The organism is Salinibacillus xinjiangensis, assembly GCF_009649735.1.
In the GTDB taxonomy this organism is placed as follows: domain Bacteria; phylum Bacillota; class Bacilli; order Bacillales; family Alkalibacillaceae; genus Salinibacillus; species Salinibacillus xinjiangensis.
In genome coordinates, this window is sequence record NZ_WJNH01000008.1 from 1 (window position 1) to 23,765 (window position 23,765).

Genomic DNA, 23,765 nt, shown 5'->3' on the forward strand with positions numbered 1-23,765 from the left:
CATCCCCGCACTTTTCAACGTACGTGGGTTCGGGCCTCCAGTAAGTGTTACCTTACCTTCACCCTGGACATGGGTAGGTCACACGGTTTCGGGTCTACGACCACATACTAAAAACGCCCTATTCAGACTCGCTTTCGCTGAGGCTCCACATCATCTGTTTAACCTTGCATGGGATCGTAACTCGCCGGTTCATTCTACAAAAGGCACGCTGTCACCCAGCATTTTTCCAAAGGAAAATATGCATAGGGCTCCAACTACTTGTAAGCACACGGTTTCAGGTTCTCTTTCACTCCCCTTCCGGGGNTAAGTGTTACCTTACCTTCACCCTGGACATGGGTAGGTCACACGGTTTCGGGTCTACGACCACATACTAAAAACGCCCTATTCAGACTCGCTTTCGCTGCGGCTCCACATCATCTGTTTAACCTTGCATGGGATCGTAACTCGCCGGTTCATTCTACAAAAGGCACGCTGTCACCCAGCAATTTTCCAAAGGAAAATATGCATAGGGCTCCAACTACTTGTAAGCACACGGTTTCAGGTTCTCTTTCACTCCCCTTCCGGGGTGCTTTTCACCTTTCCCTCACGGTACTGGTTCACTATCGGTCACTAGGGAGTATTTAGCCTTGGGAGATGGTCCTCCCAGATTCCGACGGAATTACACGTGTTCCGCCGTACTCAGGATCCACTCCGGAGGAAACAAGATTTCAACTACAGGGCTGTTACCTTCTATGGCGGGTCTTTCCAAACCGCTTCGCCTACCTTGTTTCTTTGTAACTCCAAAGGAGTGTCCTACAACCCCAGAAGGCAAGCCTTCTGGTTTGGGCTGTTTCCGTTTCGCTCGCCGCTACTCAGGAAATCGCATTTGCTTTCTCTNACTGGTTCACTATCGGTCACTAGGGAGTATTTAGCCTTGGGAGATGGTCCTCCCAGATTCCGACGGAATTACACGTGTTCCGCCGTACTCAGGATCCACTCCGGAGGAAACAAGGTTTCAACTACAGGGCTGTTACCTTCTATGGCGGGTCTTTCCAAACCGCTTCGCCTATCTTGTTTCTTTGTAACTCCAAAGGAGTGTCCTACAACCCCAGAAGGCAAGCCTTCTGGTTTGGGCTGTTTCCGTTTCGCTCGCCGCTACTCAGGAAATCGCATTTGCTTTCTCTTCCTCCAGGTACTGAGATGTTTCAGTTCCCCGGGTTGCCTTTCTTATCCTATGGATTCAGATAAGAATACTGTCCCATTACGGACAGCGGGTTTCCCCATTCGGAAATCTCCGGATCAAAGCTTACTTACAGCTCCCCGAAGCATATCNTACAGGGCTGTTACCTTCTATGGCGGGTCTTTCCAAACCGCTTCGCCTACCTTGTTTCTTTGTAACTCCAAAGGAGTGTCCTACAACCCCAGAAGGCAAGCCTTCTGGTTTGGGCTGTTTCCGTTTCGCTCGCCGCTACTCAGGAAATCGCATTTGCTTTCTCTTCCTCCAGGTACTGAGATGTTTCAGTTCCCCGGGTTGCCTTTCTTATCCTATGGATTCAGATAAGAATACTGTCCCATTACGGACAGCGGGTTTCTCCATTCGGAAATCTCCGGATCAAAGCTTACTTACAGCTCCCCGAAGCATATCGGTGTTTGTCCCGTCCTTCATCGGCTCCTAGTGCCAAGGCATCCACCGTGCGCTCTTGTTCACTTAACTTCATGGATGAAGTTAGTTCTGTGTTCGTCACAGGACGTGACGGTTCTTAACAGAACTTCCTCTTCAATCCTTTACGCATTGTCATGCTCTTGATTGTTTCTTATCTAGTTTTCAAGGTACTTGGTTTGAAGAATCATTCGATCCTTCAAAACTAAACAAACACAACCAGTACATCTTTTTATTCATCACGATAGTGATGATGTTTTCCTTAGAAAGGAGGTGATCCAGCCGCACCTTCCGATACGGCTACCTTGTTACGACTTCACCCCAATCATTGGCCCCACCTTAGGCGGCTGGCTCCAAAAGGTTACCCCACCGACTTCGGGTGTTGCCAACTCTCGTGGTGTGACGGGCGGTGTGTACNTCCTTCATCGGCTCCTAGTGCCAAGGCATCCACCGTGCGCTCTTGTTCACTTAACTTAATAAACGCATTGTCATGCTCTTGATTGTTTCTTATCTAGTTTTCAAGGTACTTGGTTTGAAGAATCATTCGATCCTTCAAAACTAAACAAACACAACCAGTACATCTTTTTATTCATCACGAAAGTGATGATGTTTTCCTTAGAAAGGAGGTGATCCAGCCGCACCTTCCGATACGGCTACCTTGTTACGACTTCACCCCAATCATTGGCCCCACCTTAGGCGGCTGGCCCCAAAAGGTTACCCCACCGACTTCGGGTGTTGCCAACTCTCGTGGTGTGACGGGCGGTGTGTACAAGGCCCGGGAACGTATTCACCGCGGCATGCTGATCCGCGATTACTAGCGATTCCGGCTTCATGCAGGCGAGTTGCAGCCTACAATCCGAACTGAGAATGGTTTTATGGGATTTGCTTCACCTCGCGGCTTCGCTGCCCTTTGTACCATCCATTGTAGCACGTGTGTAGCCCAGGTCATAAGGGGCATGATGATTTGACGTCATCCCCACCTTCCTCCGGTTTGTCACCGGCAGTCACCTTAGAGTGCCCAACTTAATGCTGGCAACTAAGATCAAGGGTTGCGCTCGTTGCGGGACTTAACCCAACATCTCACGACACGAGCTGACGACAACCATGCACCACCTGTCACTCTGTCCCCGAAGGGAACCTTCTATCTCTAGAGGTAGCAGAGGATGTCAAGACCTGGTAAGGTTCTTCGCGTTGCTTCGAATTAAACCACATGCTCCACCGCTTGTGCGGGCCCCCGTCAATTCTTTTGAGTTTCAGCCTTGCGGCCGTACTCCCCAGGCGGAGTGCTTAATGCGTTAACTTCAGCACTAAGGGGCGGAAACCCCCTAACACCTAGCACTCATCGTTTACGGCGTGGACTACCAGGGTATCTAATCCTGTTCGCTCCCCACGCTTTCGCGCCTCAGCGTCAGTTACAGGCCAGAGAGTCGCCTTCGCCACTGGTGTTCCTCCACATATCTACGCATTTCACCGCTACACGTGGAATTCCACTCTCCTCTCCTGTACTCAAGTTCCCCAGTTTCCAATGACCCTCCACGGTTGAGCCGTGGGCTTTCACATCAGACTTAAGAAACCGCCTGCGCGCGCTTTACGCCCAATAATTCCGGACAACGCTTGCCACCTACGTATTACCGCGGCTGCTGGCACGTAGTTAGCCGTGGCTTTCTGGTTAGGTACCGTCAAGGTACGAGCAGTTACTCTCGTACTTGTTCTTCCCTAACAACAGAGCTTTACGATCCGAAAACCTTCATCACTCACGCGGCGTTGCTCCGTCAGACTTTCGTCCATTGCGGAAGATTCCCTACTGCTGCCTCCCGTAGGAGTCTGGGCCGTGTCTCAGTCCCAGTGTGGCCGATCACCCTCTCAGGTCGGCTACGCATCGTGGCCTTGGTGGGCTTTTACCCCACCAACTAGCTAATGCGCCGCGGGCCCATCTGTAAGTGACAGCAAAAGCCGCCTTTCATCTTCGAACCATGCAGTTCAAAGTGTTATCCGGTATTAGCCCCGGTTTCCCGGAGTTATCCCAGTCTTACAGGCAGGTTGCCCACGTGTTACTCACCCGTCCGCCGCTCGTTCCACTAACGTCACCCCGGAGGGATCAGTTAGCTTCCCGCGCTCGACTTGCATGTATTAGGCACGCCGCCAGCGTTCGTCCTGAGCCAAGATCAAACTCTCCAAAATAGTATTGGATGTCAAAATCCATAAAGCTCAATTAAAAATCAAATTGCTATTAAAATAGCGAATTGACGTACTGGTTGGTTTGTTCAGTTTTCAAGGTTCGAATTTTTCTTCACTACAAATAAGATTGTAATGGTGGGCCTGAGTGGACTTGAACCACCGACCTCACGCTTATCAGGCGTGCGCTCTAACCAACTGAGCTACAGGCCCATATATTATGGAGCGGGTGATGGGAATCGAACCCACGACATCAGCTTGGAAGGCTGAGGTTTTACCACTAAACTACACCCGCGTTATTTAAATTAACTGGTCGGGAAGACAGGATTCGAACCTGCGACCCCATGGTCCCAAACCATGTGCTCTACCAAGCTGAGCTACTTCCCGGACTGGCGCGCCCGAGAGGAGTCGAACCCCTAACCTTTTGATCCGTAGTCAAACGCTCTATCCAATTGAGCTACGGGCGCTTTTTTTGCGACAAGATTAATCATAACATGTCGTTTATTATTTTGCAATAGTTAATTTCGAAAATGACATTTTCAATGCGGTCGAGAGGATTTGAACCTCCACGGGGTAAACCCCCACTAGGCCCTCAACCTAGCGCGTCTGCCGTTCCGCCACGACCGCACAATCTATTGTTGTTATTTTTAATGGTGCGGGTGGAGGGAGTCGAACCCCCACGTCGAAAGACACTAGATCCTAAGTCTAGCGCGTCTGCCAATTCCGCCACACCCGCGTATTTAATTAGAAATAATGATGAGCCATGGAGGATTCCGACGCCGCAGGCTAGTCCTTGTTTCCCTAATTCATTAATCGAAACAAGGAGAACCGTAGGTGAGAATCCAACCATAACTTCCTTGATGAGCCATGGAGGATTCGAACCTCCGACCCTCTGATTAAAAGTCAGATGCTCTACCAACTGAGCTAATGGCTCGTATTTAATATAGTGGAACGATTTCTTTAATTCTCTTCGTACTTTATTGCATCTACGACGTCCCAATCTCAGAAAGTCAATTCAAGTAGCAATTCGATTGGTACGCTGAGGTACTTGCTACGAAGCTTATTCGATCGTGCTCTACCAACTGAGCTAATGGCTCGTTTTATTTAAATAAGAAGCACTGACTGCTTTGCTTTGCTTCTAAATATACTAAAACATCTTTTTTTGCAATAAAAAATGGCTGGGCCAGCTGGATTCGAACCAGCGCATCACGGGATCAAAACCCGATGCCTTACCGCTTGGCTATGGCCCAACAAGATGGCGGTCCGGACGGGACTCGAACCCGCGACCTCCTGCGTGACAGGCAGGCATTCTAACCAACTGAACTACCGGACCTATAGTTTTTTAAGACTAAAAAAGAATGACCCGTACGGGATTCGAACCCGTGTTACCGCCGTGAAAGGGCGGTGTCTTAACCACTTGACCAACGGGCCATAATGGCGGAGAAGGAGGGATTTGAACCCTCGCGCCGCTTACGCGACCTACACCCTTAGCAGGGGCGCCTCTTCAGCCACTTGAGTACTTCTCCACTGGCTCCACCGGTAGGATTCGAACCTACGACCGATCGGTTAACAGCCGATTGCTCTACCACTGAGCTACGGTGGAATAAAAATAATTGTTTTTCGTCATCAATTGCGACGACGTTAAATATATTACAACATCACAAACGTTTTGTCAAACCATTTTTGAAGGTTTATTGAATTGATTTATTGTTAAGACATTGTCTCTTTCGTAAGGCTTATTTAATTTAACATGGACACATTTTTTCGTCAACATATTTTTGAACTTTTTTATTAGTATGTTTTCATTCCATGTCAAGCTCAAACCTTCTTTAGTTTACCCCTACACTTCCCACATCTATACTTCTGGACATTGACCCTTCTCTTTCTATAATATAAATGCCCGCATTGCGTACACTTATATGTGTGTGAGTTTGTTCGCTCTCGAACAGACGGTAATGCTCGACAGTGTCTTGGTGACCCAGTCTTATTGAGTAATTCTCTAAAATCTCGGTCTCGATGCTGATAGCCTTTCCCCTCAATATGCAAGTGGTAGTGACATAGCTCATGCTTGATAATACCTATCAACTCATCCATACCTAGTTCATCCAGGTATTTTGGATTGATTTCTATTTTTCGCTTTGAAGGTAAATATCGACCACCTGTTGTTCGTAAACGTCCATTAAAGGAAGCTTGATCAACAAAGGGTTTATGAAAGTATTCAATTGAAAGCTGGTTCACAAGTTGAGTAAGTTCATTATTGTCCATTAAGATGACTCCAACATTTATTATAATTTTATTTTACAGTGATTTGATTCCTTATACAATCAAAAACCTTCAGACTCTATATAGCTAATAAAACAACATTCATATAGAAAACCTTCCCTCAATTGGGAAGGTTTTTTCTCATTTCTAAATAATACATCTGAACCCCAGCGTCTGTTTTGCATATCCTAATCATAACTATAAATTATGGAGGGGGTAGTATGCCAAACTGGTTATTAAATCAAATGCAGAAAGCCTTCCGCAAAAAGGACTTGCACCAAATTAAATTGCTGAACCAGTGCTGGTTTTTTTATCGGAAACGTTTTGTCCATAACGAAAAGACCTCAAGTCATTGAATTGTACTTACGACTCCGTACTTGGTTCTAACATCGTTAAAGCAATTCGTTCCCGCTGTATGTTTACATCATCTACCCAAACCGTCACAATATCACCTACCGCGACAACGTCTAATGGATGCTTTACAAATTGGTTGGATAATTTTGAAATATGAACTAAACCATCTTGTTTCACGCCAATATCCACAAACGCACCAAAGTCGACAACATTGCGGACGGTCCCTTGAAGTTCCATTCCAGATTTCAAGTCTTCCATGGATAAAACATCTTTTTTCAGGATTGGCTTTTCGATTTCATCACGCGGATCACGGTTTGGTTTTTTGAGCGCTTCAATTATATCTTTTAAAGTTAGTGTGCCTAACTGCAATTGTTCAGCAATCTCTTCTGTATCAGTTTTGTTTAACGCTGTAATTAATTGCTCTTGACCTAAATCATCAGTGGAGAGCTCCAACATACTTAACAGGGACTTCGTTTGATTATAGCTCTCCGGATGAATTGGTGTTGCATCTAAAGGCTCATCTCCATCTGTGATCCGCAAAAAGCCGATTGCTTGCTCATAAGTTTTGGCACCTAAACGAGGAACCTTTTTCAATTGTTTACGATTCTTGATTTTCCCATTTTCATCGCGATATTTGACGATATTTGTCGCAACTGTTTTATTTAATCCTGAAATATATTGAAGTAAAGAAGCAGAAGCAGTATTCACATTTACTCCAACCTGGTTAACAACGGTTTCGACAACAAAAGTCAAAGATTCGCTAAGTTTCTTCTGACTTACATCGTGTTGATATTGACCGACACCAATCGACTTCGGATCAATTTTAACTAATTCACTAAGAGGATCCTGTAGTCGTCTAGCAATTGAAATGGCACTTCTCTCTTCCACTTGCAAATCAGGAAATTCCTCGCGAGCGAGTTTAGATGCTGAGTACACACTGGCTCCAGCCTCATTCACGATAATATAGCCCATATTTAAATTGTGTTTTTGAATCATTTCTGCTATAAATTGCTCTGTCTCTCTTGATGCTGTTCCATTTCCAATGGCAATGATTTCAACTGGATACTTTTCAATCATACCTAAAAAGATCTTTTCAGCACCGGCACGGTCATTTTTAGGTGGAGTCGGATACATCACTGCAATGTCCCCTGCTTTTCCGGTCTCATCAACGACTGCTAATTTACAGCCTGTCCGGTAGGCAGGATCCACACCTAAAACGGTTTTCCCCTTTAATGGTGGTTGCAGAAGCAAATTCCTTAGGTTTTTCGAAAAGACTTGAATAGCATGCTCTTCCGCCTCTTCTGTTAAGGTATTTCGAATTTCTCGTTCAATCGATGGTTCAATCAAGCGTTTGTACCCATCTTCGATCGCATTCATAAGTACAGACTTAGCCTTATCATTCGGTTGTGCAAGGACTTGATGTTGTAAAAACGATATGATCTGTTCCTCAGGCGCTGTGATGGAAACCTTTATAATATCTTCCTTTTCCCCACGATTCATTGCCAACACGCGATGTGAAGCAATTTTCCGAATCGGTTCATGAAAGTCATAATACATGTTGAAGATGCCTTTTTCGTCTTTTTCTTCATCTTTGACTTTTGTCTCTAGTACGCCATGCTTAAAGGTTTCCTTTCGAATTTTTTCTCTGAATTTTGGTTCATCAGAAATCCATTCGGCTATAATATCATTTACACCAGAAAGTACGTCTTCAACTGTTGTTAATTCATGCTCCTCAGAGAAATAAGCTTTAGCCTCTTCCTCTACTTCAACCTCTTGTTGACGCTGATAAACACGACTTGCAAAAGGCTCTAATCCTTTTTCTTTCGCTTTAGTCGCTCTAGTTCTTCTCTTTTGTTTATATGGACGATATAGATCCTCCACTTTTTGAAGTTGTTCTGCCTTTATAATATCCTGCTGTAATTCTTCGGTTAATTTTCCTTGTTCATCTATTAAACGGATAACTTCTTCCTTTCGCTTACTTAGTTGAACCCCATATTCATATTTATCTTCAATATCTTTAATTTGTACTTCATCTAGCCCACCAGTTTGTTCTTTACGATAGCGAGCAATAAAGGGGACGGTATTTCCTTCCTGTAGTAACTGGATTACCGTTTGGGTAGTATGTATTGGTATTCCCATTGAACTGCTTATCGTCTTTACGATTCTATGGTCATTGTAAACTTCTGTCAAAACATTTCCTCCTCGAATTGCTTTACCTAAAAAATATGGTCCATCTTTCATTTTAACAAAAGATGGCGTTTATATCCTTTTTACATATAAAAAAGGCCTTTTCCTTTTATCGAAAAGACCCCCATTCAACCATATCTCATTGCTAATAATGTTGTATCATCTGCAATATTTTCTCTTTCACGTTTAGCATACCTGTCTGTAATGACAAACATATCCTGCTTCTCGGTTACATGCTTTAGCAAACTCCGCTCATAAACGCCATCTGAATACATAAGAAATACATGACCAGGCTCTAATTCTCCTCTTTTCACTTTAAAGGAATGGCCGTAGCTTGGTAAATATCCAGGAGTAGGAATATTGCGTTTTTTCTCGCCGTTAGGCTTTAATATAGCAATACCAACATTGCCGATGGATGTTAATTCAAAGGTTTTATTGACTAAATCCATTTTAATTATCCCCAAAACAACCCCACGTTTATGAATTAACTGATTGTTGCAAAGTTTTATTAGTTTTTCCATTGGTTCTGTATGATGGTCCTTAATAATATGAATTGCTGCGGACGAGGACTCGTTTGCATCGGCCCCACTGCCTAAACCGTCAGCTAGAACTGAAATAAACTGAGTCTCTGTCTCCTTATAAAAAAAATAATCCCCATTACATTTGTTGCCAATTTTGGGTTGCTGGAAAACAGATACCTCGATTTGATTTTCTTTTCCATTCAAAATAAAACCTCCGGACTTTCTGACTGAAGAACATCACGTAATTTTCTCAGGGCACGTCTTTGAAGGCGTGAAACATGCATTTGAGAGATTCCAAGGTGTTCTCCTGTTTCCTTTTGACTCATGTTATCAAAATACGTACAGCGCAAGATTTGTTGTTCCCGTTCAGATAATACAGGCATTAGCTTTTCTAATAACATTTTGTAGTCAACTTGATTGTAGCCATCCTCTTTTGAGCCAACTAGATCAAGAATAGAAACCTTTCCACCGTCAGAATCCGCTTCAATATTTCGATCAACCGAAAGAGCCCGATAGCTCTGTCCCATTTCCATAGCTTCCAATACTTCCTCTTCAGATATGCCAAGATAGTCTGCGATTTCTTGTATGGAAGGTGCATGTTGAAGACTTGTCGTTAAATGTTCAACAGCTTTCTTGATTTTCGGCCCTAATTCTTTAATACGGCGTGGAACATGAACACTCCATGTTTTATCTCGAATGTATCTCTTTATTTCTCCTACAATCGTTGGGATTGCAAACGATTCAAACGTCTTCCCGTAAGAAGGATCATAGCGCTTGATAGCAGCCATTAGTCCAAGCATTCCAACCTGAACAAGATCCTCATGAATCGCGCTGTTTTTGGAGTATTTTAGCGCAAGTGATCGAACCATTTCGTCAAATTCTAGTACAATTTTTTCATGTGTGGATTCATCATCAGGTTCATCCTGCAGTATTTTAATCCATCTATAAACCTGGTCTTCTCGATCATTGTGTGGTTGAGATTTGGTCGTCATTATGTTCCACCCCATTTTTATGGAGATATTTGGTCATAATCACAATCACACCATAATCATTATTGATTTCGACCTTATCCATAAGTTCTTCTATAAGAAACAGACCAAAACCACCTTCTTTTAGACTTTCAATGGATTCATCTGGTTGATAAGGGCCTATTTTTTGCTTAATATTTGATAAATCAAAACTTCCCCCCCGGTCTGAAACCATAGTCTCTAAGCGGTCATAGTATAAACCAAATCCCACCGTAACTTCGCCGTCTTCCACCTCCCGATACGCATGTTGAACGGTATTTGTAATGGCTTCTGAAACGGCAACCTTTAAATCCTCAATTTCTTCAAATGAAAAACCTAATCGATTTGCAATTCCCGAAATTGTCAATCGAACAATACCCACATACTCCGGCTTAGCTGGTATTTTGAGTTCAATAAAGTCAAAGGGTTCTTGCATTACTTTCCACCTCGAATAGTATCTTCTATTGTAAAAACTTCTTTTAAGCCGGTAATATCAAACAAACGAAACACCCGATCCTTTAAATTCACTAGTATGAGTTTTGATTCATATTCCTTAGCTGCCTTCAAGCCGCTTATAAAAACTCCTAAGCCCGTACTATCCATATATTGTACTTTCTCTAAATCAATTTTAACTGTGGCCCCTTTTTGCTTTGTTAAAGGTAAAATGGTTTCTTTTAATTTGGGCGCCGTATATACATCGATTTCTCCAGAGAGTTTTACTTCATGAACATCATTCTTTTCAGAAACATCAATGCTCAAATTCACGATTAGAACCCCCAAAAGTTTATTTGTTTAACTTCTATCTTATTACCCGTTCTTTGAAACTTCTAAACGTCCTATTTCAAAATTCTATTCTTTTCGACGTAAAATAATTAATGTAAAATCATCTCGCAAATCAAAGTCTTGTACTCTTTCAAAATGACGGTATACATTTTCCACAATATCTTGTGCTGGTAAATGTAGATACTCTTTTATTACTTGTAAAATTTCATCTGTTTCGATAAATTGGTCACCTTTTCTACATTCAGTGACACCGTCAGTTAATAAAATAATCATATCTCCTACAGATAAGCATTTCGTGAATTGGTTATAGGAAATAGAATCTTCAACACCTAAAACAATACCTTTTGCTTCTAAAGTTTCGAATGAATCGGTTTTAGCATTGTAAAATAAACCTGGCTCATGACCAGCAGAGGCATATTGTAAACAATTCTCGTTTTTGTTATAAAACCCGTAAAACATAGTAATAAACATCCCAGGTTCAACATTCCGTTCAACCACACGATTTAACAGCCTTAAAATAGTTTTCGGATTTAATCGATTAGCTGGAAAACTATCCAAAGCATATTTAATCATCGACATACATAACGCAGCAGGGATACCTTTCCCTATTACATCTGCTACACCAATACCAACATTATCTTCTTGGTCCTTTATAAAATGATAGTAGTCTCCACTCATTTGATTGGCAGCTATGGAAATGGCTCCTATATCTAACCCCTCTACCTCAGGGATATTGGTGTTTAATAAGGTACTTTGCATGTTAGCAGCTACTTCTATTTCCGACTTTAATTCCAACTGCTTTTCGCGGAGAACCCGGAATTCCTGATGAGCAATTCCATAAGAAATCATCGTTTCCAATAAAAAGTCTAATGATAAACGCATGTCTTTTGATAAGTCCGGATATAAATCTAGCATGGCATCAATATGTATTTGTAAAATTTCATCCGGAGAGATATCATCCATTAGGGACTTCTTACTAAACTGGTCTGCACGATATAAGGCCGCTTCATCTTCTGTTTCGAGGTATTGTTTTAATAAATTTTTATATTTTTCCAAGGCCACTTACCCCCCCTCTATCGGAGCCATTTCTGAACGGTTACCTCTGTCCCTTTTCCTTCTTCTGATACTATGTCAAAATAATCCATCAATCGTTTAATACCAGGCAGGCCCGCACCTAAACCTCCCGAAGTCGTATAGCCATCCTCCATAACCTTACCGACATCCGGAATGCCTGGGCCGTCATCTTTGGCGATTATTTTAATGCCCTTATGTTCCATATCATCAAGAATTTCAAAGCATATTTTCCCCTGTTCAGCATACAAGTAAATGTTTCTTGCCAGTTCCGAAATCGCTGTTGCAATTCTTGCTTGATCGACCGAGCCAAAGCCTATTTGCTTAGACATGTCCCGGCCCTGTTGCCTTGCAGCAACAATATCCCATTCTTTTTTTATCGGGATAAAGGATTGGAATTGAATGTCCATCATACTACTCCTCCAATTCCTGTCTAAGTTTTATAAGGCCTTGTTCTAAGTCTAGCGCTGTCGGAACATCTTTTAGGTGTATACCCAAATCAATCAATGTCATCGCTACTGCAGGTTGGATCCCTGTAAGAACAACTTTTGCACCCATCAAGTCAGACATGGACACTACATCCCCCAATACTTTTGCAATATAGGAATCAATTATATCTACAGAGGTTAAATCAATCACGACTCCGGATGCCCATGTTTCATGTATCTTATTTAATAGGTCCTCCTGAAATTGGATCGCCGTCTTATCATCTAACTCTGTTTGGATGGAAATCAATAAATAGTTATGTAACTTTAAAATTGGTATTCTCAAAGTTTCACTCCTTATCTATTGAGTCTAAAATTTTCTCAATTTTTTTCTCGTCTTTTTTAAGGTCAATCACCTTTCGATCTGTAATTTCAAGGGCAGAACGGAACCCTTTTTGTAAAGAGCTTTTCGTTGGGAAGTTGGATAGGTCAATTCCAAGATTTACAATGGTTTGGGCAATTTCCGGTCGTATACCGACTAAAATACAATCTGCTCCGATTAAACGCACAGCTTCTGCCGCCTGGATAATATGGTGCGCAACCATTGTATCAACCACAGGTACTCCTGTAATATCAATTAATACTACTTCCGCATTATGCTTCATGACACCATCTAATAAATTTTCCATAATGAGTTTTGCTCTCTCTGTATCAATGGTGCCGATTAACGGCATTACCGTAATCCCTTCCATGACTGGGATCAATGGGGCGGATAATTCCTGCAAGGCCATTCTCTGGAGGGAAACTGTATTTTCCCAGCTTCCAGAATATTCACTGACCAAAAAGTTAACAATTGGATCTACCCAAATATCTACACTTTCAACCACTTGCTTAAAGAATTCTGTATCCACATTTTCACTTTTTTCTAAGATGAAATTAGTGGTCACTCTTCTAAATGCTTGCATTCCCTCTGTTAAATAACTTAAAGGCCAACCTAGGTTAATGAGACGTTCTGAGAAATCATGCAAATCATCAAACGAACCTTGTTGCTCCACACTAGAAAAAATCGCATTTACAAATTCACGATTTGTGCTTTCAAAAAGCTCCTCTGACACTGGTAATGACTTGGTGTTCATTTTCTCATCAGCAATTTCTCCAAGCCATTTTTTGATTATTTCATCACTGTTATCCAAAACAATTTCCTGCAACAGCTTATCCAATATCACTGACCTCCCATATTAATATTTTATGTATAGTAATATAATTCTTTGTGTATTAAAAATAGTCACTCTATTATAGATTATCATTCCTAACCAAAATTAGCCAATGACTATAGTCTAGGATTTCAGAAAAAATAAAAAAGCCACTCCAAAGAGTAGCTTTAAAAATCAATAAGTCCGAGACTGATTTGTAACGCTTCATCAACACGCTTCATTAGGGTCTCATCTAGTTGTGTTATTTTATCGGTTAGTCGTTGCTTGTCAATCGTGCGGATTTGCTCCAATAAGATTACCGAATCACGCTCAAAGCTATACTTCTTCGCATCGATTTCAACATGGGTCGGTAATTTAGCTTTCTGTATTTGCGCGGTAATTGCTGCAACAATACAGGTTGGGCTAAAACGATTACCTATATCATTTTGAATGACTAATACTGGGCGAACGCCACCTTGTTCCGACCCTACCACGGGGGAGAGATCCGCAAAAAAGACGTCGCCTCTTTTCACCATCAATCTACGTTACCCCCCGCTCACTAAGCGCTCCAGGGTGTTCTCCGCCTCCTCTTCAGCTTGAAAAGCTTCAGATGCAATATTTAGGTTAATATTAGCCATTTCTACATAACCGCGGCGCATTGATTCTCGGATATCACGCTTCTTTTTATCATGCAAATACATTTTCATAGCTTGGCAAATCAAGTCGTTCCGATCGCAATTTTCATTTTCCCTCAAATTGTCTAGCTCCCTCACCATTTGTTGTGGTAGTTTTACTAAAATTTCTTGTGAACCCTCGGACACAACATACACCTCCACCATGAATACCTGACAAATGTATAAATCCATCACAATAATACCACGCAAAAGAGTGCTTTGCAAAGTTTTCTTGTACATTTTAAAGCTACTTTAAACTATATGGAATGCTACAACTATTTAATACCTTTTTCCGACTACCAAACATTTAAATATCTATTCCAATTTTACACAATTATGTTTCATTTTAAACGAATTTTTTTAGATTACTTTATTTTCAATGTAAATTACTTCATTTTGACTCACGTAAACCCTTGGAACTCGGTAGCTAATTGAGCACGGGACTTCATAGTTAATCGTTTCTAATGTTTCTGCAACATCATCCGCTGTGATTTCTTCATTCTTCTGTTTCCCGATTAACGTAACTTTTTCCCCTACCGCATATTCCTTGTCTAACCTAACCATAAATTGATCCATACAAATCCGACCAATAATCGGCATTTGTTTGCCGCCGATGAGTACATATCGGCTATTTAACCTGCGAATCCAGCCATCTGCATAACCAATAGGTACAGTACCAACCCATTCATTTTCATTCGTTTCATACGTTCTTCCATAGCTTATGCCCTCACCCTTAGGCATTTGTTTCACATGTATGAGGCGACTATGAAGGGAAAAGGCTGGTTGTAAATCAATCGGCTTTATTTGCTTCAAATAAGAAGATGGGTATAACCCGTACAAGCTCACTCCATACCTGACCCCATCAAATACATCACCCGGAAATCGCATACTAGCCGCACTATTTCCTGAATGAATAACGACAGGGTGTTGAATAAACGAACGAAATAATTCAATGCGTTCTATAAAACGTGACCGTTGTTTTTCGTAATAGGAGAGTTCCTCTTCATCTGCTGTTGCGAAATGAGTAAATGCGCCAGCAACGTGGAACCGATCGCCCTGCAATCCCTCCATTAACTGGACTAATTCATCATCAGTACGGACTCCTACACGCCCCATCCCAGTATCCAATTTAACATGGACTGAAAGAGCCTTTGTTCCTATGAAATTCTTGGCCTGCTCTATCCAATCTCTTTGAAAAACGGTTAACGTTATATTATTCTTTATGGCAACCTCAACATCTTGAGGACGTGTCCAGCTCATCACTAAAATAGGAGCCTTAATACCAGCCCTTCTCAAGCGCAGGGCTTCATCTAGGAGTGTTACGGATAATCCATAAACTCCTTCCTCAAGTGCGACATTTGCGACTTGAATGTCCCCATGTCCATACGCATTCCCTTTGACAACAGCAAAAATTTTCGTGTGATCGGGAAGAACTTGTTTTAGTTGCTGAATATTATGTCGAATGGCATCTAAATGTACTTCTACCCATGTATCTCGATAAAAAGGTTGCAAATCCAAGTCCCGAACCCTCTTTTCCCTTTTCCTCTATTATTTAATGTTGAGCTGTCATATGTCAAATAATCAAATGGACAAGAAAAACAGACTCAAAAGTGGAGGTCACTCCTCCTCACCTTGTACTAAGGATTTATAGGACAGGAGTAAACCCTCCCCGAGTCTGTTAGGAACCATTACTTATAGCTTTTACCTTCAACCGAAGAGGCCACTTCAATTAATTCCTCTCTAGTTAGGTCCTCACTAGCTAAGTAAAATCTTGTATTGTTGTTACTCCATTCTACCGTACCGTCTGATAAAGCTCCCACTGTAAACCCTAGGTCAACTGGGTCACCTTCAACCGATACCGGTGATGAAATACTCGTTGGGTAAGCTGTATACTTTTCCTGAATCAGAGTGAAATTCTTGTCCCCTTCAAATGTAAGGATCACTCTTGTCCCGTTTTCAAAGTCAACCTTTCTTTCTTCCACTAATGATGTACCTTCAGGAAGGTTTAAAGGGTAAAGAACCTGCATCTCTACTTCCTCTTCAGCATTCGCCATCGCTGGCACATCAGCAGAACTACTTGTTAGGTTCTTCTTCGTATCAAAGTCATCCTCTGCAAATTTTGGATCATATTCAAATGATGAGAACGTAATTTCAACTAAGGACTTGTAATCCTTGTCCATTACTTTGACTAAAACAGGCTTTAGTGTTTCCTTATCAAAGGTGATTTCCTGATAAGGTAAGTTTTTGTTGCTTTGATAGTTCGTTTTCGTTGTAAATACATAGTAGTCTTCTGTTGTTTTAAATTCAGCCTCTTGGTCATTCATAATATCATTTACCAAGGAGGAATAGAGATATGGCTGACTACTGTTGTCCGGCCATTCACTTTGAAACTTAAAGCTTTTGTTGAGTGCCGGTGTAAGAACAAATACACCCTCACTGTTTTTCAAAATAATTTGATTGCCTTTTTCACTACTTGGGTTATTCAATTGTACTCGGTAAAGATCCTTTTTCTTGTGCCATACATCGATTTCATAACTTTGTACTTCTTCACCAGTCTTTAAATTCATCTTTGCCTGCGCCTTGTATCCGCTCATTTCCTCAGCCTGTTTCTCAAGAGAATTCACAATATCCTCTTTTGATTTCTCACCACAAGCAGCTAAGAAAATAAGTAAGAATACCGCCAAGCTCCAGAGCAAATGTTTTTTCTTCATGATCACAACTCCTTTGCCTCATTTCAAAACCAAGGGAACACTACTGATGAAATGTATAATTCCGTTAATCTCTTCGCTTTTTGATAAACACATTAGTCACCTTATTATGCTATAACCCTCCTTCATTCGTTACAATCTCAGATCGCCCCTTCCTCATCACCAAAGCTTTGATTTTGATTAACGGTTACACATTCCCCTTGAAACTCATGTGTAGGTTGTTCCCTCCTACCCGCACTAAAATATATGAGACAAACTATCCGAATATGCAGACTAGCCTTCCTGAATTATGACTTCTGCTATTATAATTTCCCTCCCATGTGAAATAGAGACTAAGGATTTCGGATTTTTTTCCCCTTTGAAATATAATTCTGGTTTTCCCTTAGAGTCAGGTAATACTTCAATATCCTTAAATGCCATTTCCTTTCCAATCCCCGTACCAGATGCTTTAGCATACGCTTCCTTAGCAGCAAACCTCCCTGCAAGATACTCAACTTTTCGCTGCCAAGATGTTATACTTTGGAAAATAACATTTTCACGGTCAGATAAGATTCGTTTACAAAAACGGTCGCTTTTTTTCATAGCATTGTTGATTCTTTCTTTTTCAATTAAATCGATTCCTAATCCTGTAATCAAAATACTCCCCTTCTTTCTAAGAAATCTGCATAACGATTAGACAATCCTTCTATATGTATAGAGAAGAATAGCACCATAAAAATACGATGAATAGGTGATATGATGTTTGTTCGTACAGAAAGTTTTCAAGAGTTTATCCGCTTTTATCCTGTTGTCAGCGTAATAGTAGCCATCAATTTAGGTTTATGGTTTTTTACCGATTTTCTTCCTATCCCCTTTTTGGAGGCTATTCGGTCATTTGGCTTAGCTCAAAATGGCCTCATTTATTACGACCAAGAGTATTGGCGACTTTTCACAGCTATTTTCTTTCACTTTGGTCTTATGCATGCTGTTTTTAATTCTTTTTCCCTTGTATTATTCGGTCCGGGACTTGAACGAATGCTTGGAAAACTAAAATTTATCTTACTTTATGTAGTTTCAGGCCTTGTTGGGAACCTAGTGACGTTATGGCTAGGATCAGAAATACTTACTCATGCTGGTGCTTCTGGTGCTGTGTTTGGTTTGTTTGGAGCTTATTTGTTTATCGTCTTATATCGAAAGCATTTACTAGATTACCAAAGTACCCAAATGATCGTCGTCATCATGATTTTTGCTTTTATTATGACATTTATGCGGGCAAACATAAATATCTATGCCCATATCTTCGGCTTTATGGGAGGCTTCGGGTTGGCTTACTTCCTCTTGATGGGACATAAACATCGCTCTCATTGGATTTAATAGATGCCTACCATGATGTAATTGTCTGAAATCCATGATAAAATGACTTTAACTTTAAGCACAGCTGGAGGATACAAATGGGGAATAAACTATTTGCTCCATATCTCGCGTTAACAATTGGTGTCATCAGTGTTTCGACAGCTGCGATTCTTGTAAAACTAGCGCACGATGCCCCTGCATCGATTATTGCTAATTATCGACTGTTATTAGCGGTCTTAATCATGTCTCCTTATATACTGTTGAAGAGACGGCATGAATTTAGATATATACAAAAAAAGGACTGGAGGCTGTCCATTTTTTCCGGAGTCTTCCTTGCCTTTCATTTCATCTTTTGGTTTGAGTCATTAAACTATACTTCTGTCGCGAGTTCAGTCGTATTGGTCACTTTACAGCCTATCTTCGCCTTTATCGGAACGTATTTCTTTTTTAAGGAGCGCTTTACTTATGGCGCCATCATAAGTATGGTGATCGCAATAATTGGAAGTATCATCATTAGCTGGGGCGATTTTAAAATTAGTGGCTTAGCGTTCTTTGGTGATATGTTAGCTTTATTAGGAGCAATTATGGTAACAGGATATTTCTTATTAGGACAGAATGTTAGAAAAAGGATATCCTTAGCCACCTATACATTTGTCGTATATGGGGTAAGCTCCATAACCTTAATTTTATATAATATTGTTAATCAAGAAGCGTTTATTGGCTACCCTCTCGACCATTGGCTCATCTTTTTAGCGTTAGCCATTGTACCTACCTTTTTGGGCCATACACTATTTAATTGGGCGCTTAAATGGATCAGTACTTCAACCATTACAATGGGAATGCTATTCGAGCCGGTTGGGGCGTCCATATTAGCCTATTTTATACTCGGAGAAGTAATTACATGGTTCCAAATTCTCGGAGGCTTCATTGTCATTTTTGGTTTAATGCTGTTCATTTTTAGTACTTCAAGAAGACCAAGAATGATCGTAGAAGAAAGCAAGGATCATATATAAGGAATATCATTGGGAGAGTGATGATGAATGAACATTCAATTAATGACTGATGGGGGCGCAGATATCCCTGCAGCTTTACAACAAAAGCTTAATATTTCAATTGTCCCCCTTAACATTGAACTGAATGGAAAGACATACAAAGTAAGTCCTGATCAGGAGTTCCCTGAATACTACGATCTAATGAGGGAGGCTGATGAGTTACCTAAATCATCTGCACCTAGTCCACAAGACTTCTATGAAGCTTATAAAAGAGTTGATGAGAATAAATCCATTCTCATGCTTTCATTATCCAAAGGGGTTAGCGGTACCTATCAAAGTGCGGTCATAGGTAAAGATATGCTATTAGAAGAGCAACCTAACCGAACGATTGAAGTCATTAATACAAAGACTGCTTCCTGTGGTATTGCTCTTTTACTACATGAGGCACGTAAGAAAATGCTAGAAAATGTCCATTTTCACGACCTTGTTTCTCATTTGAAAGAGAGGACAGAGAAACTCTCCACATTATTTGTATTGAAAACCTTAGATAATTTAATTAAGGGTGGACGACTAGATCGTGTAAAAGGTGCGATTGCCAAAACCCTGAATATTAAACTCCTTTTACACGCAACAGAGGAAGGAACCATTGATGTAGCGGAAAAGGTAAGAGGAAACAAAAAAGCGATGCGCCGATTCATTGAGCAAATTGGTGAACAAACCAAAAGCTTTGGTACCATCTCAATGGCTCACGGAAATGATAAAGCAAGAGCAAGTCAAGTGCTTGAGGATATGAAGGAGCGCTATTCATTTAAGGACTCCTTGTTTATGGATATGGGGCCGTTGATTGCAACATACGCTGGTGAGGGTGGAATTGTAATCTCATTTTTTAGAGATTAGTGTAAAAATAAGACGAAGAGATTTAGGTCTCTTCGTCTTATTTTTTATAAACAGGCTTTGATGCCAGTAAAGACAATATGCCTGCTGTAAGTGGAAATAATATGATAATAAGTAAAATTTCATCATAGCCGTGGTACCAATCGTAAAAAAGGCCAAATGGTAATGGGCCAAGAGCAGAGCCGAGGACCATAACAGATTGAGCAATCCCTTTTATACTTCCTAAATGTTCACGCCCAAAATAGTTTGGCCAAACGATATTTAAAACAATTCTTTCTAATCCATTTACAATCCCCCATAGAACACCGTAAATCACAGCTCCTACTACCGAGCTAACTTGCCAGAGCATTAAAATGGAAATGATATGTCCTAAGAAGGTAATGGCTAGAACATATTTCACTTGATATCGATCCACCAAATAACCCGATACAAAGGATAATGGAAAACCAATAATAGCCATTAAGGATAAAATCATCGAAGCATGCCCAGCTGTTAACCCCTTACCCTCTGCAATCGATACAATATGAAAGGTAACCCCTGTATTCACAAGCGCAGGTACACTCACACAAAACAGAATAAACCAGAAAGCCCGGGTTCTCATGGCTTCTTTTACCGTCCAGCTAACCTCGCTTACATCCACATGTAAATGAGTTCTCACTGGATAGTTTGTCTTCTTCCCATCCATTTCAAGCCCAACATCTTCAGGCTTATTCCGAACGAAAACAAATGCGATAGGTACAAAAATAACAAGCAGAAGGACTCCCCAGAATACCCACGTATATCTCCAGCCAATTGTATTATTTAAGAACGTATTTAAAGGTGGAAATAAAGCAGAGCTAACAAATGTGCCAATCGCCATAAGACTAAGGGCTTTGCCCCGTTTAGCCATAAACCACTGTGGCACTAGAGTATTTGGTAGTAGCGTCATTGAGCCTTGACCAAATATTCGGAGCATAAAAAAGCCGATAAACATCATAACCGGTCCAAAAATGAAACTGTTCCAAAAGCACGTTACAGCCAGTAATATGCCAATGGCCGTCATCATAGTACGCTGACCAAATTTATCCGTCAATCGCCCAACAACAAATAAAAGCGATCCAGCTAATAATGTAGCAACCGAATATAATCCTGAAACAAATGAATTCGAGTAGCCAAAGTCTTCTATGTAATACTCCTTAAAAATAGATATGGAGTAGGTTTGACCTGGTCCAGAGAAAAAGACACTTAAAGCTGCAACAGCAACAATCACCCATCCATAATAAAAGGAAGATTGAATAGGGACCTTTGCCTTTGTATGATCATTAGCCAATTCATCCCCCCCTTATAAATTAAGAAACAACGTTCTATATTTTAACATATATTAGGAAGATTCAATACTGGCTAGGTCATTCAATCAGCAATCTGTGGTATTTGTTGGGAATCTTGGGGTTGCAGCACTTTGACATGGATTAATTGCTATCTAAATCCTGAATTGAACCTCAGTGACCTTATTGAACAAAAACGAGGTAGATGACCCCCGAAATCTAAGTATTGCACACATTCGCCCCCAAACAGATTAAAACAAAAGAGGCTGATGAAATTGCCTCTAATCAGAAAGCAATGATCAGCCTCTCTTTTACACCTTAAACCCCTTTATCATCGAGCCAACCTGTTTCACTAATGGCTGAACCTGATGGACTGTGTTGACTACCTGCCCAACAGTTGAAAAGACCTTGTCAAAATCCATTTGACCGTTTTGATCCTGGAAGGCCTGTAAAAGCGGATTGGGCCCCTTTGGATAAGGTCCTCCCATTGGTCCGCCTCCTTGGTTCATAGGGTATTTCCCCATTGGCATTGGAGGTTTTTGAAATTGTTCATATGGTGACTTCATACCATGAAAGGAACCTTGATTCTGAAATGGAAATTGAGGTGGATACATGTTTTGAAAATGGTTTGGACCTGGTTGATAGTTCCAATTTCTTTGCATTAAAAACACCCCCTAATATTGACCTTATTACAATTTATGTTAGGACAATCTGGGAGTGTGATTCTATCTAGTTCAATTACTAACTTATTGCTTGAACAATAGCTCTTCTTTGATAACCTAGTATACATTTATCCTCAATAAACGTAGCTGGAGTAGCATAAATTCCATTTTGTTGTAATTCCTTTAAATATGAACGATCTTCAGATATGTTCCTTTCTTCATAGTGTTTATTCCAATTTTCCAATAGATTCATTACTTTTTTACTCTGATTACAATTTTGACTAGTATACACGATGATCTCTTCTTGGTTCACTACGTATCACCTCAAGTAAGCTAAGAGTTCCATTCGCGCTCTACTGATATCCTTACCCATTGACTCGTTTTTTTAAACTTAGGTGAAGTAATCGTTAAAGGTATGAACAACCATTTTGTAGAATATAGATAACTAAATTTGATTTAAGGAGTGAATAGCTTGGGTAATGTCTATTTCTTTTCTGGTTATCCAGGGTATCTGGCTACGTATTTAATCAAACGAATTTTTCAAGCAGAATACCCCGTCCAACACATTTATGCACTAGTGCTGCCCTCTATGATGCAAGACGCAGAGAAATCATTAAAAAACTTATTAAATGACACTGGCATTGATGAAGGCAAAATAACGTTAGTTGAGGGAGATATCACTCAAGAGAATCTTGGACTTGAGCATGATAGCATCCGTTTATTACAGGATTCCGTTACACATGTCTTTCATTTAGCTGCTATTTATGATTTAGCCGTACCGTTCGAGCCTGCTCAAAAAGTAAATGTGTTTGGGACAAAAAATATGAATGACTTTGTCCTCTCTCTTACGAATTTAGAGAGGTATATCTATTTCAGTACTGCATACGTAGCCGGCAAACGACAGGGTGTGATTTACGAAGATGAATTAGAACACGACAAAGGATTTAATAACCACTATGAAAAAACAAAATATGAAGCAGAAAAATTACTAGAGGAACTCGAATCCGATATACCCATTACCATTATTCGTCCTGGCATTGTTGTTGGCCATTCAGAAACAGGAGAAACATTAAAGTTTGATGGTCCTTACTTTGTCCTTAATTTTATTAGACACCTTCGTTTTATGCCCATTCTGCCTTACTTTGGAAACCTAGATGCTAAGGTCAATTTGGTTCCGTTGGATTACATTATCGAGGCTACAGTCTTTTTTGCACACGACACATCAAAAGAAAGCCAAACTTATCATCTCACAGATCCATCTCCTTATACGGCTAGAGAATTATACTCAATGTTTATGCAAGAATATTTAGGAAGGAAACCTCGAGGAAGGGTACCATTAAAAAGTGCGGAAATGCTACTCTCTATCCCGTTTTTCCGGAAATGGCTTCAAACCGAAAAACAGGTGTTAGATTATTTTACGGATCAATGCGAATATGACTGTCGCAATGCTCAAAAAGGCTTAGAAAACAGCACCATCTCATGTCCCGACTTTAAATCCATAATTCCAAACCTCGTTAAATATTATCGTGAGCATGAAAAGAATGAGGAAAAACATGTGAAGATATCTTAACTTTTTTAACCT

The 23,765-nt window shown here is 40.7% G+C and carries 23 protein-coding genes, 12 tRNA genes and 2 rRNA genes; 5 read left to right on the forward strand and 32 right to left on the reverse strand.

The annotated features are described in order from the left end of the window. The 15 genes from GH754_RS12805 to GH754_RS12875 form a co-directional block, all read right to left on the reverse strand. Positions 1–1,693: ribosomal RNA gene (locus GH754_RS12805) — 23S ribosomal RNA — on the reverse strand; the annotation flags it as partial. Positions 1,694–2,258: 565 nt separating this feature from the next. After that, positions 2,259–3,820 (reverse strand): 16S ribosomal RNA (locus GH754_RS12810). A 130-nt stretch (positions 3,821–3,950) separates the two neighbouring features. After that, positions 3,951–4,027, reverse strand: a tRNA-Ile gene (locus GH754_RS12815). 8 nt (positions 4,028–4,035) lie between these two features. Then, positions 4,036–4,109 (reverse strand) — tRNA-Gly (locus GH754_RS12820). 15 nt (positions 4,110–4,124) lie between these two features. Continuing rightward, positions 4,125–4,201: transfer RNA gene (locus GH754_RS12825), tRNA-Pro, on the reverse strand. 3 nt (positions 4,202–4,204) lie between these two features. Further along, positions 4,205–4,281, reverse strand: a tRNA-Arg gene (locus tag GH754_RS12830). Positions 4,282–4,357: 76 nt separating this feature from the next. Beyond that, positions 4,358–4,441, reverse strand: a tRNA-Leu gene (locus GH754_RS12835). A 24-nt stretch (positions 4,442–4,465) separates the two neighbouring features. Further along, positions 4,466–4,550, reverse strand: a tRNA-Leu gene (locus tag GH754_RS12840). 125 nt (positions 4,551–4,675) lie between these two features. Next, a tRNA-Lys gene (locus GH754_RS12845) sits at positions 4,676–4,748 on the reverse strand. A 241-nt stretch (positions 4,749–4,989) separates the two neighbouring features. Beyond that, positions 4,990–5,064, reverse strand: a tRNA-Gln gene (locus GH754_RS12850). Between the two features lie 6 nt (positions 5,065–5,070). Further along, a tRNA-Asp gene (locus tag GH754_RS12855) sits at positions 5,071–5,147 on the reverse strand. A 26-nt stretch (positions 5,148–5,173) separates the two neighbouring features. Then, a tRNA-Glu gene (locus GH754_RS12860) sits at positions 5,174–5,245 on the reverse strand. 4 nt (positions 5,246–5,249) lie between these two features. Continuing rightward, a tRNA-Ser gene (locus tag GH754_RS12865) sits at positions 5,250–5,340 on the reverse strand. A gap of 2 nt (positions 5,341–5,342) precedes the next feature. Next, a tRNA-Asn gene (locus tag GH754_RS12870) sits at positions 5,343–5,417 on the reverse strand. Positions 5,418–5,632: 215 nt separating this feature from the next. Further along, on the reverse strand, positions 5,633–6,079 hold the full coding sequence (locus GH754_RS12875) for a SprT family protein (RefSeq protein WP_153729104.1): 447 nt from the start codon (positions 6,077–6,079) through the stop codon (positions 5,633–5,635). 218 nt (positions 6,080–6,297) lie between these two features. Here GH754_RS12875 and cmpA point away from each other — a divergent pair, with 218 nt between their 5' ends. Continuing rightward, the gene (gene cmpA / locus GH754_RS12880; RefSeq protein WP_153729105.1) at positions 6,298–6,432 is read left to right on the forward strand and encodes a cortex morphogenetic protein CmpA; all 135 of its coding nucleotides are present in this window, start codon (positions 6,298–6,300) and stop codon (positions 6,430–6,432) included. Between the two features lie 7 nt (positions 6,433–6,439). On the opposite strand, the gene GH754_RS12885 is transcribed toward cmpA, so the two are convergent. The 14 genes from GH754_RS12885 to acpS form a co-directional block, all read right to left on the reverse strand. Continuing rightward, positions 6,440–8,569 (reverse strand): Tex family protein, encoded by a 2,130-nt coding sequence (locus GH754_RS12885; protein WP_153729225.1) that lies wholly within the window; start codon positions 8,567–8,569, stop codon positions 6,440–6,442. A 176-nt stretch (positions 8,570–8,745) separates the two neighbouring features. Continuing rightward, on the reverse strand, positions 8,746–9,342 hold the full coding sequence (locus GH754_RS12890) for a SpoIIE family protein phosphatase (protein ID WP_153729106.1): 597 nt from the start codon (positions 9,340–9,342) through the stop codon (positions 8,746–8,748). Further along, the gene (sigB, locus tag GH754_RS12895; RefSeq protein ID WP_153729107.1) at positions 9,339–10,130 is read right to left on the reverse strand and encodes an RNA polymerase sigma factor SigB; all 792 of its coding nucleotides are present in this window, start codon (positions 10,128–10,130) and stop codon (positions 9,339–9,341) included. The genes GH754_RS12890 and sigB overlap by 4 nt, the downstream gene beginning before the upstream one ends. Beyond that, positions 10,102–10,581 (reverse strand): anti-sigma B factor RsbW, encoded by a 480-nt coding sequence (gene rsbW / locus GH754_RS12900; RefSeq protein WP_153729108.1) that lies wholly within the window; start codon positions 10,579–10,581, stop codon positions 10,102–10,104. Before rsbW ends, sigB begins: the two co-directional genes overlap by 29 nt. Beyond that, positions 10,581–10,910: an STAS domain-containing protein gene (locus GH754_RS12905; protein WP_323742010.1), complete on the reverse strand. Its 330-nt coding sequence runs from the start codon at positions 10,908–10,910 to the stop codon at positions 10,581–10,583. The genes rsbW and GH754_RS12905 overlap by 1 nt, the downstream gene beginning before the upstream one ends. A gap of 84 nt (positions 10,911–10,994) precedes the next feature. Further along, positions 10,995–11,984, reverse strand: a complete 990-nt coding sequence (locus GH754_RS12910) for a PP2C family protein-serine/threonine phosphatase (protein ID WP_153729109.1) — start codon at positions 11,982–11,984, stop codon at positions 10,995–10,997. Positions 11,985–12,001: 17 nt separating this feature from the next. After that, positions 12,002–12,403, reverse strand: coding sequence for an anti-sigma regulatory factor (locus tag GH754_RS12915; protein ID WP_323742019.1), 402 nt, complete (start codon positions 12,401–12,403; stop codon positions 12,002–12,004). A 10-nt stretch (positions 12,404–12,413) separates the two neighbouring features. Then, entirely contained in the window at positions 12,414–12,770 is a 357-nt protein-coding gene (locus GH754_RS12920; protein ID WP_153729110.1) for an STAS domain-containing protein, read from the reverse strand. Between the two features lie 4 nt (positions 12,771–12,774). Next, positions 12,775–13,644, reverse strand: a complete 870-nt coding sequence (locus tag GH754_RS12925; protein ID WP_153729111.1) for an RsbT co-antagonist protein RsbRA — start codon at positions 13,642–13,644, stop codon at positions 12,775–12,777. Positions 13,645–13,805: 161 nt separating this feature from the next. Next, complete coding sequence (locus GH754_RS12930; protein ID WP_153729112.1) at positions 13,806–14,156, reverse strand: type II toxin-antitoxin system PemK/MazF family toxin; 351 nt, start codon at positions 14,154–14,156, stop codon at positions 13,806–13,808. A gap of 6 nt (positions 14,157–14,162) precedes the next feature. Next, entirely contained in the window at positions 14,163–14,456 is a 294-nt protein-coding gene (locus GH754_RS12935) for an antitoxin (RefSeq protein ID WP_153729228.1), read from the reverse strand. Positions 14,457–14,651: 195 nt separating this feature from the next. Continuing rightward, positions 14,652–15,809, reverse strand: a complete 1,158-nt coding sequence (gene alr, locus GH754_RS12940) for an alanine racemase (protein WP_153729113.1) — start codon at positions 15,807–15,809, stop codon at positions 14,652–14,654. 170 nt (positions 15,810–15,979) lie between these two features. Beyond that, positions 15,980–17,002: a LolA family protein gene (locus GH754_RS12945; protein WP_153729114.1), complete on the reverse strand. Its 1,023-nt coding sequence runs from the start codon at positions 17,000–17,002 to the stop codon at positions 15,980–15,982. A gap of 270 nt (positions 17,003–17,272) precedes the next feature. After that, positions 17,273–17,635 carry a holo-ACP synthase gene (acpS, locus tag GH754_RS12950; RefSeq protein WP_153729115.1) on the reverse strand — a complete coding sequence of 121 codons (363 nt, stop codon included), beginning with the start codon at positions 17,633–17,635 and terminating at the stop codon, positions 17,273–17,275. A gap of 102 nt (positions 17,636–17,737) precedes the next feature. Between acpS and GH754_RS12955 the strand changes: the two genes are divergently transcribed. From GH754_RS12955 to GH754_RS12965, 3 genes are all read left to right on the forward strand, one after another. After that, on the forward strand, positions 17,738–18,352 hold the full coding sequence (locus tag GH754_RS12955) for a rhomboid family intramembrane serine protease (RefSeq protein ID WP_194841354.1): 615 nt from the start codon (positions 17,738–17,740) through the stop codon (positions 18,350–18,352). 77 nt (positions 18,353–18,429) lie between these two features. Beyond that, on the forward strand, positions 18,430–19,344 hold the full coding sequence (locus tag GH754_RS12960) for a DMT family transporter (RefSeq protein ID WP_153729117.1): 915 nt from the start codon (positions 18,430–18,432) through the stop codon (positions 19,342–19,344). A 27-nt stretch (positions 19,345–19,371) separates the two neighbouring features. After that, complete coding sequence (locus GH754_RS12965) at positions 19,372–20,220, forward strand: DegV family protein (protein WP_153729118.1); 849 nt, start codon at positions 19,372–19,374, stop codon at positions 20,218–20,220. Between the two features lie 37 nt (positions 20,221–20,257). Here GH754_RS12965 and GH754_RS12970 read toward each other — a convergent pair whose 3' ends face one another. From GH754_RS12970 to GH754_RS12980, 3 genes are all read right to left on the reverse strand, one after another. Then, positions 20,258–21,526: an MFS transporter gene (locus GH754_RS12970; protein WP_153729119.1), complete on the reverse strand. Its 1,269-nt coding sequence runs from the start codon at positions 21,524–21,526 to the stop codon at positions 20,258–20,260. 306 nt (positions 21,527–21,832) lie between these two features. Beyond that, positions 21,833–22,183, reverse strand: coding sequence for a YppG family protein (locus tag GH754_RS12975; RefSeq protein ID WP_153729120.1), 351 nt, complete (start codon positions 22,181–22,183; stop codon positions 21,833–21,835). A gap of 79 nt (positions 22,184–22,262) precedes the next feature. Next, the gene (locus GH754_RS12980; protein ID WP_323742012.1) at positions 22,263–22,496 is read right to left on the reverse strand and encodes a glutaredoxin family protein; all 234 of its coding nucleotides are present in this window, start codon (positions 22,494–22,496) and stop codon (positions 22,263–22,265) included. A 150-nt stretch (positions 22,497–22,646) separates the two neighbouring features. Here GH754_RS12980 and GH754_RS12985 point away from each other — a divergent pair, with 150 nt between their 5' ends. Then, positions 22,647–23,753: an SDR family oxidoreductase gene (locus GH754_RS12985; protein ID WP_323742013.1), complete on the forward strand. Its 1,107-nt coding sequence runs from the start codon at positions 22,647–22,649 to the stop codon at positions 23,751–23,753. Positions 23,754–23,765 lie beyond the last annotated feature (12 nt).

What these genes read in the sequence shown, in the direction of transcription:
- GH754_RS12875 (WP_153729104.1), bottom strand. Translation starts at nt 6,079, where the DNA reads ATGGACAATAATGAACTTACTCAACTTGTGAACCAGCTTTCAATTGAA.
- cmpA (WP_153729105.1), top strand. Translation starts at nt 6,298, where the DNA reads ATGCCAAACTGGTTATTAAATCAAATGCAGAAAGCCTTCCGCAAAAAG.
- GH754_RS12885 (WP_153729225.1), bottom strand. Translation starts at nt 8,569, where the DNA reads ATGGGAATACCAATACATACTACCCAAACGGTAATCCAGTTACTACAG.
- sigB (WP_153729107.1), bottom strand. Translation starts at nt 10,130, where the DNA reads ATGACGACCAAATCTCAACCACACAATGATCGAGAAGACCAGGTTTAT.
- rsbW (WP_153729108.1), bottom strand. Translation starts at nt 10,581, where the DNA reads ATGCAAGAACCCTTTGACTTTATTGAACTCAAAATACCAGCTAAGCCG.
- GH754_RS12935 (WP_153729228.1), bottom strand. Translation starts at nt 14,456, where the DNA reads ATGGTGGAGGTGTATGTTGTGTCCGAGGGTTCACAAGAAATTTTAGTA.
- GH754_RS12945 (WP_153729114.1), bottom strand. Translation starts at nt 17,002, where the DNA reads ATGAAGAAAAAACATTTGCTCTGGAGCTTGGCGGTATTCTTACTTATT.
- GH754_RS12955 (WP_194841354.1), top strand. Translation starts at nt 17,738, where the DNA reads ATGTTTGTTCGTACAGAAAGTTTTCAAGAGTTTATCCGCTTTTATCCT.
- GH754_RS12960 (WP_153729117.1), top strand. Translation starts at nt 18,430, where the DNA reads ATGGGGAATAAACTATTTGCTCCATATCTCGCGTTAACAATTGGTGTC.
- GH754_RS12965 (WP_153729118.1), top strand. Translation starts at nt 19,372, where the DNA reads ATGAACATTCAATTAATGACTGATGGGGGCGCAGATATCCCTGCAGCT.
- GH754_RS12975 (WP_153729120.1), bottom strand. Translation starts at nt 22,183, where the DNA reads ATGCAAAGAAATTGGAACTATCAACCAGGTCCAAACCATTTTCAAAAC.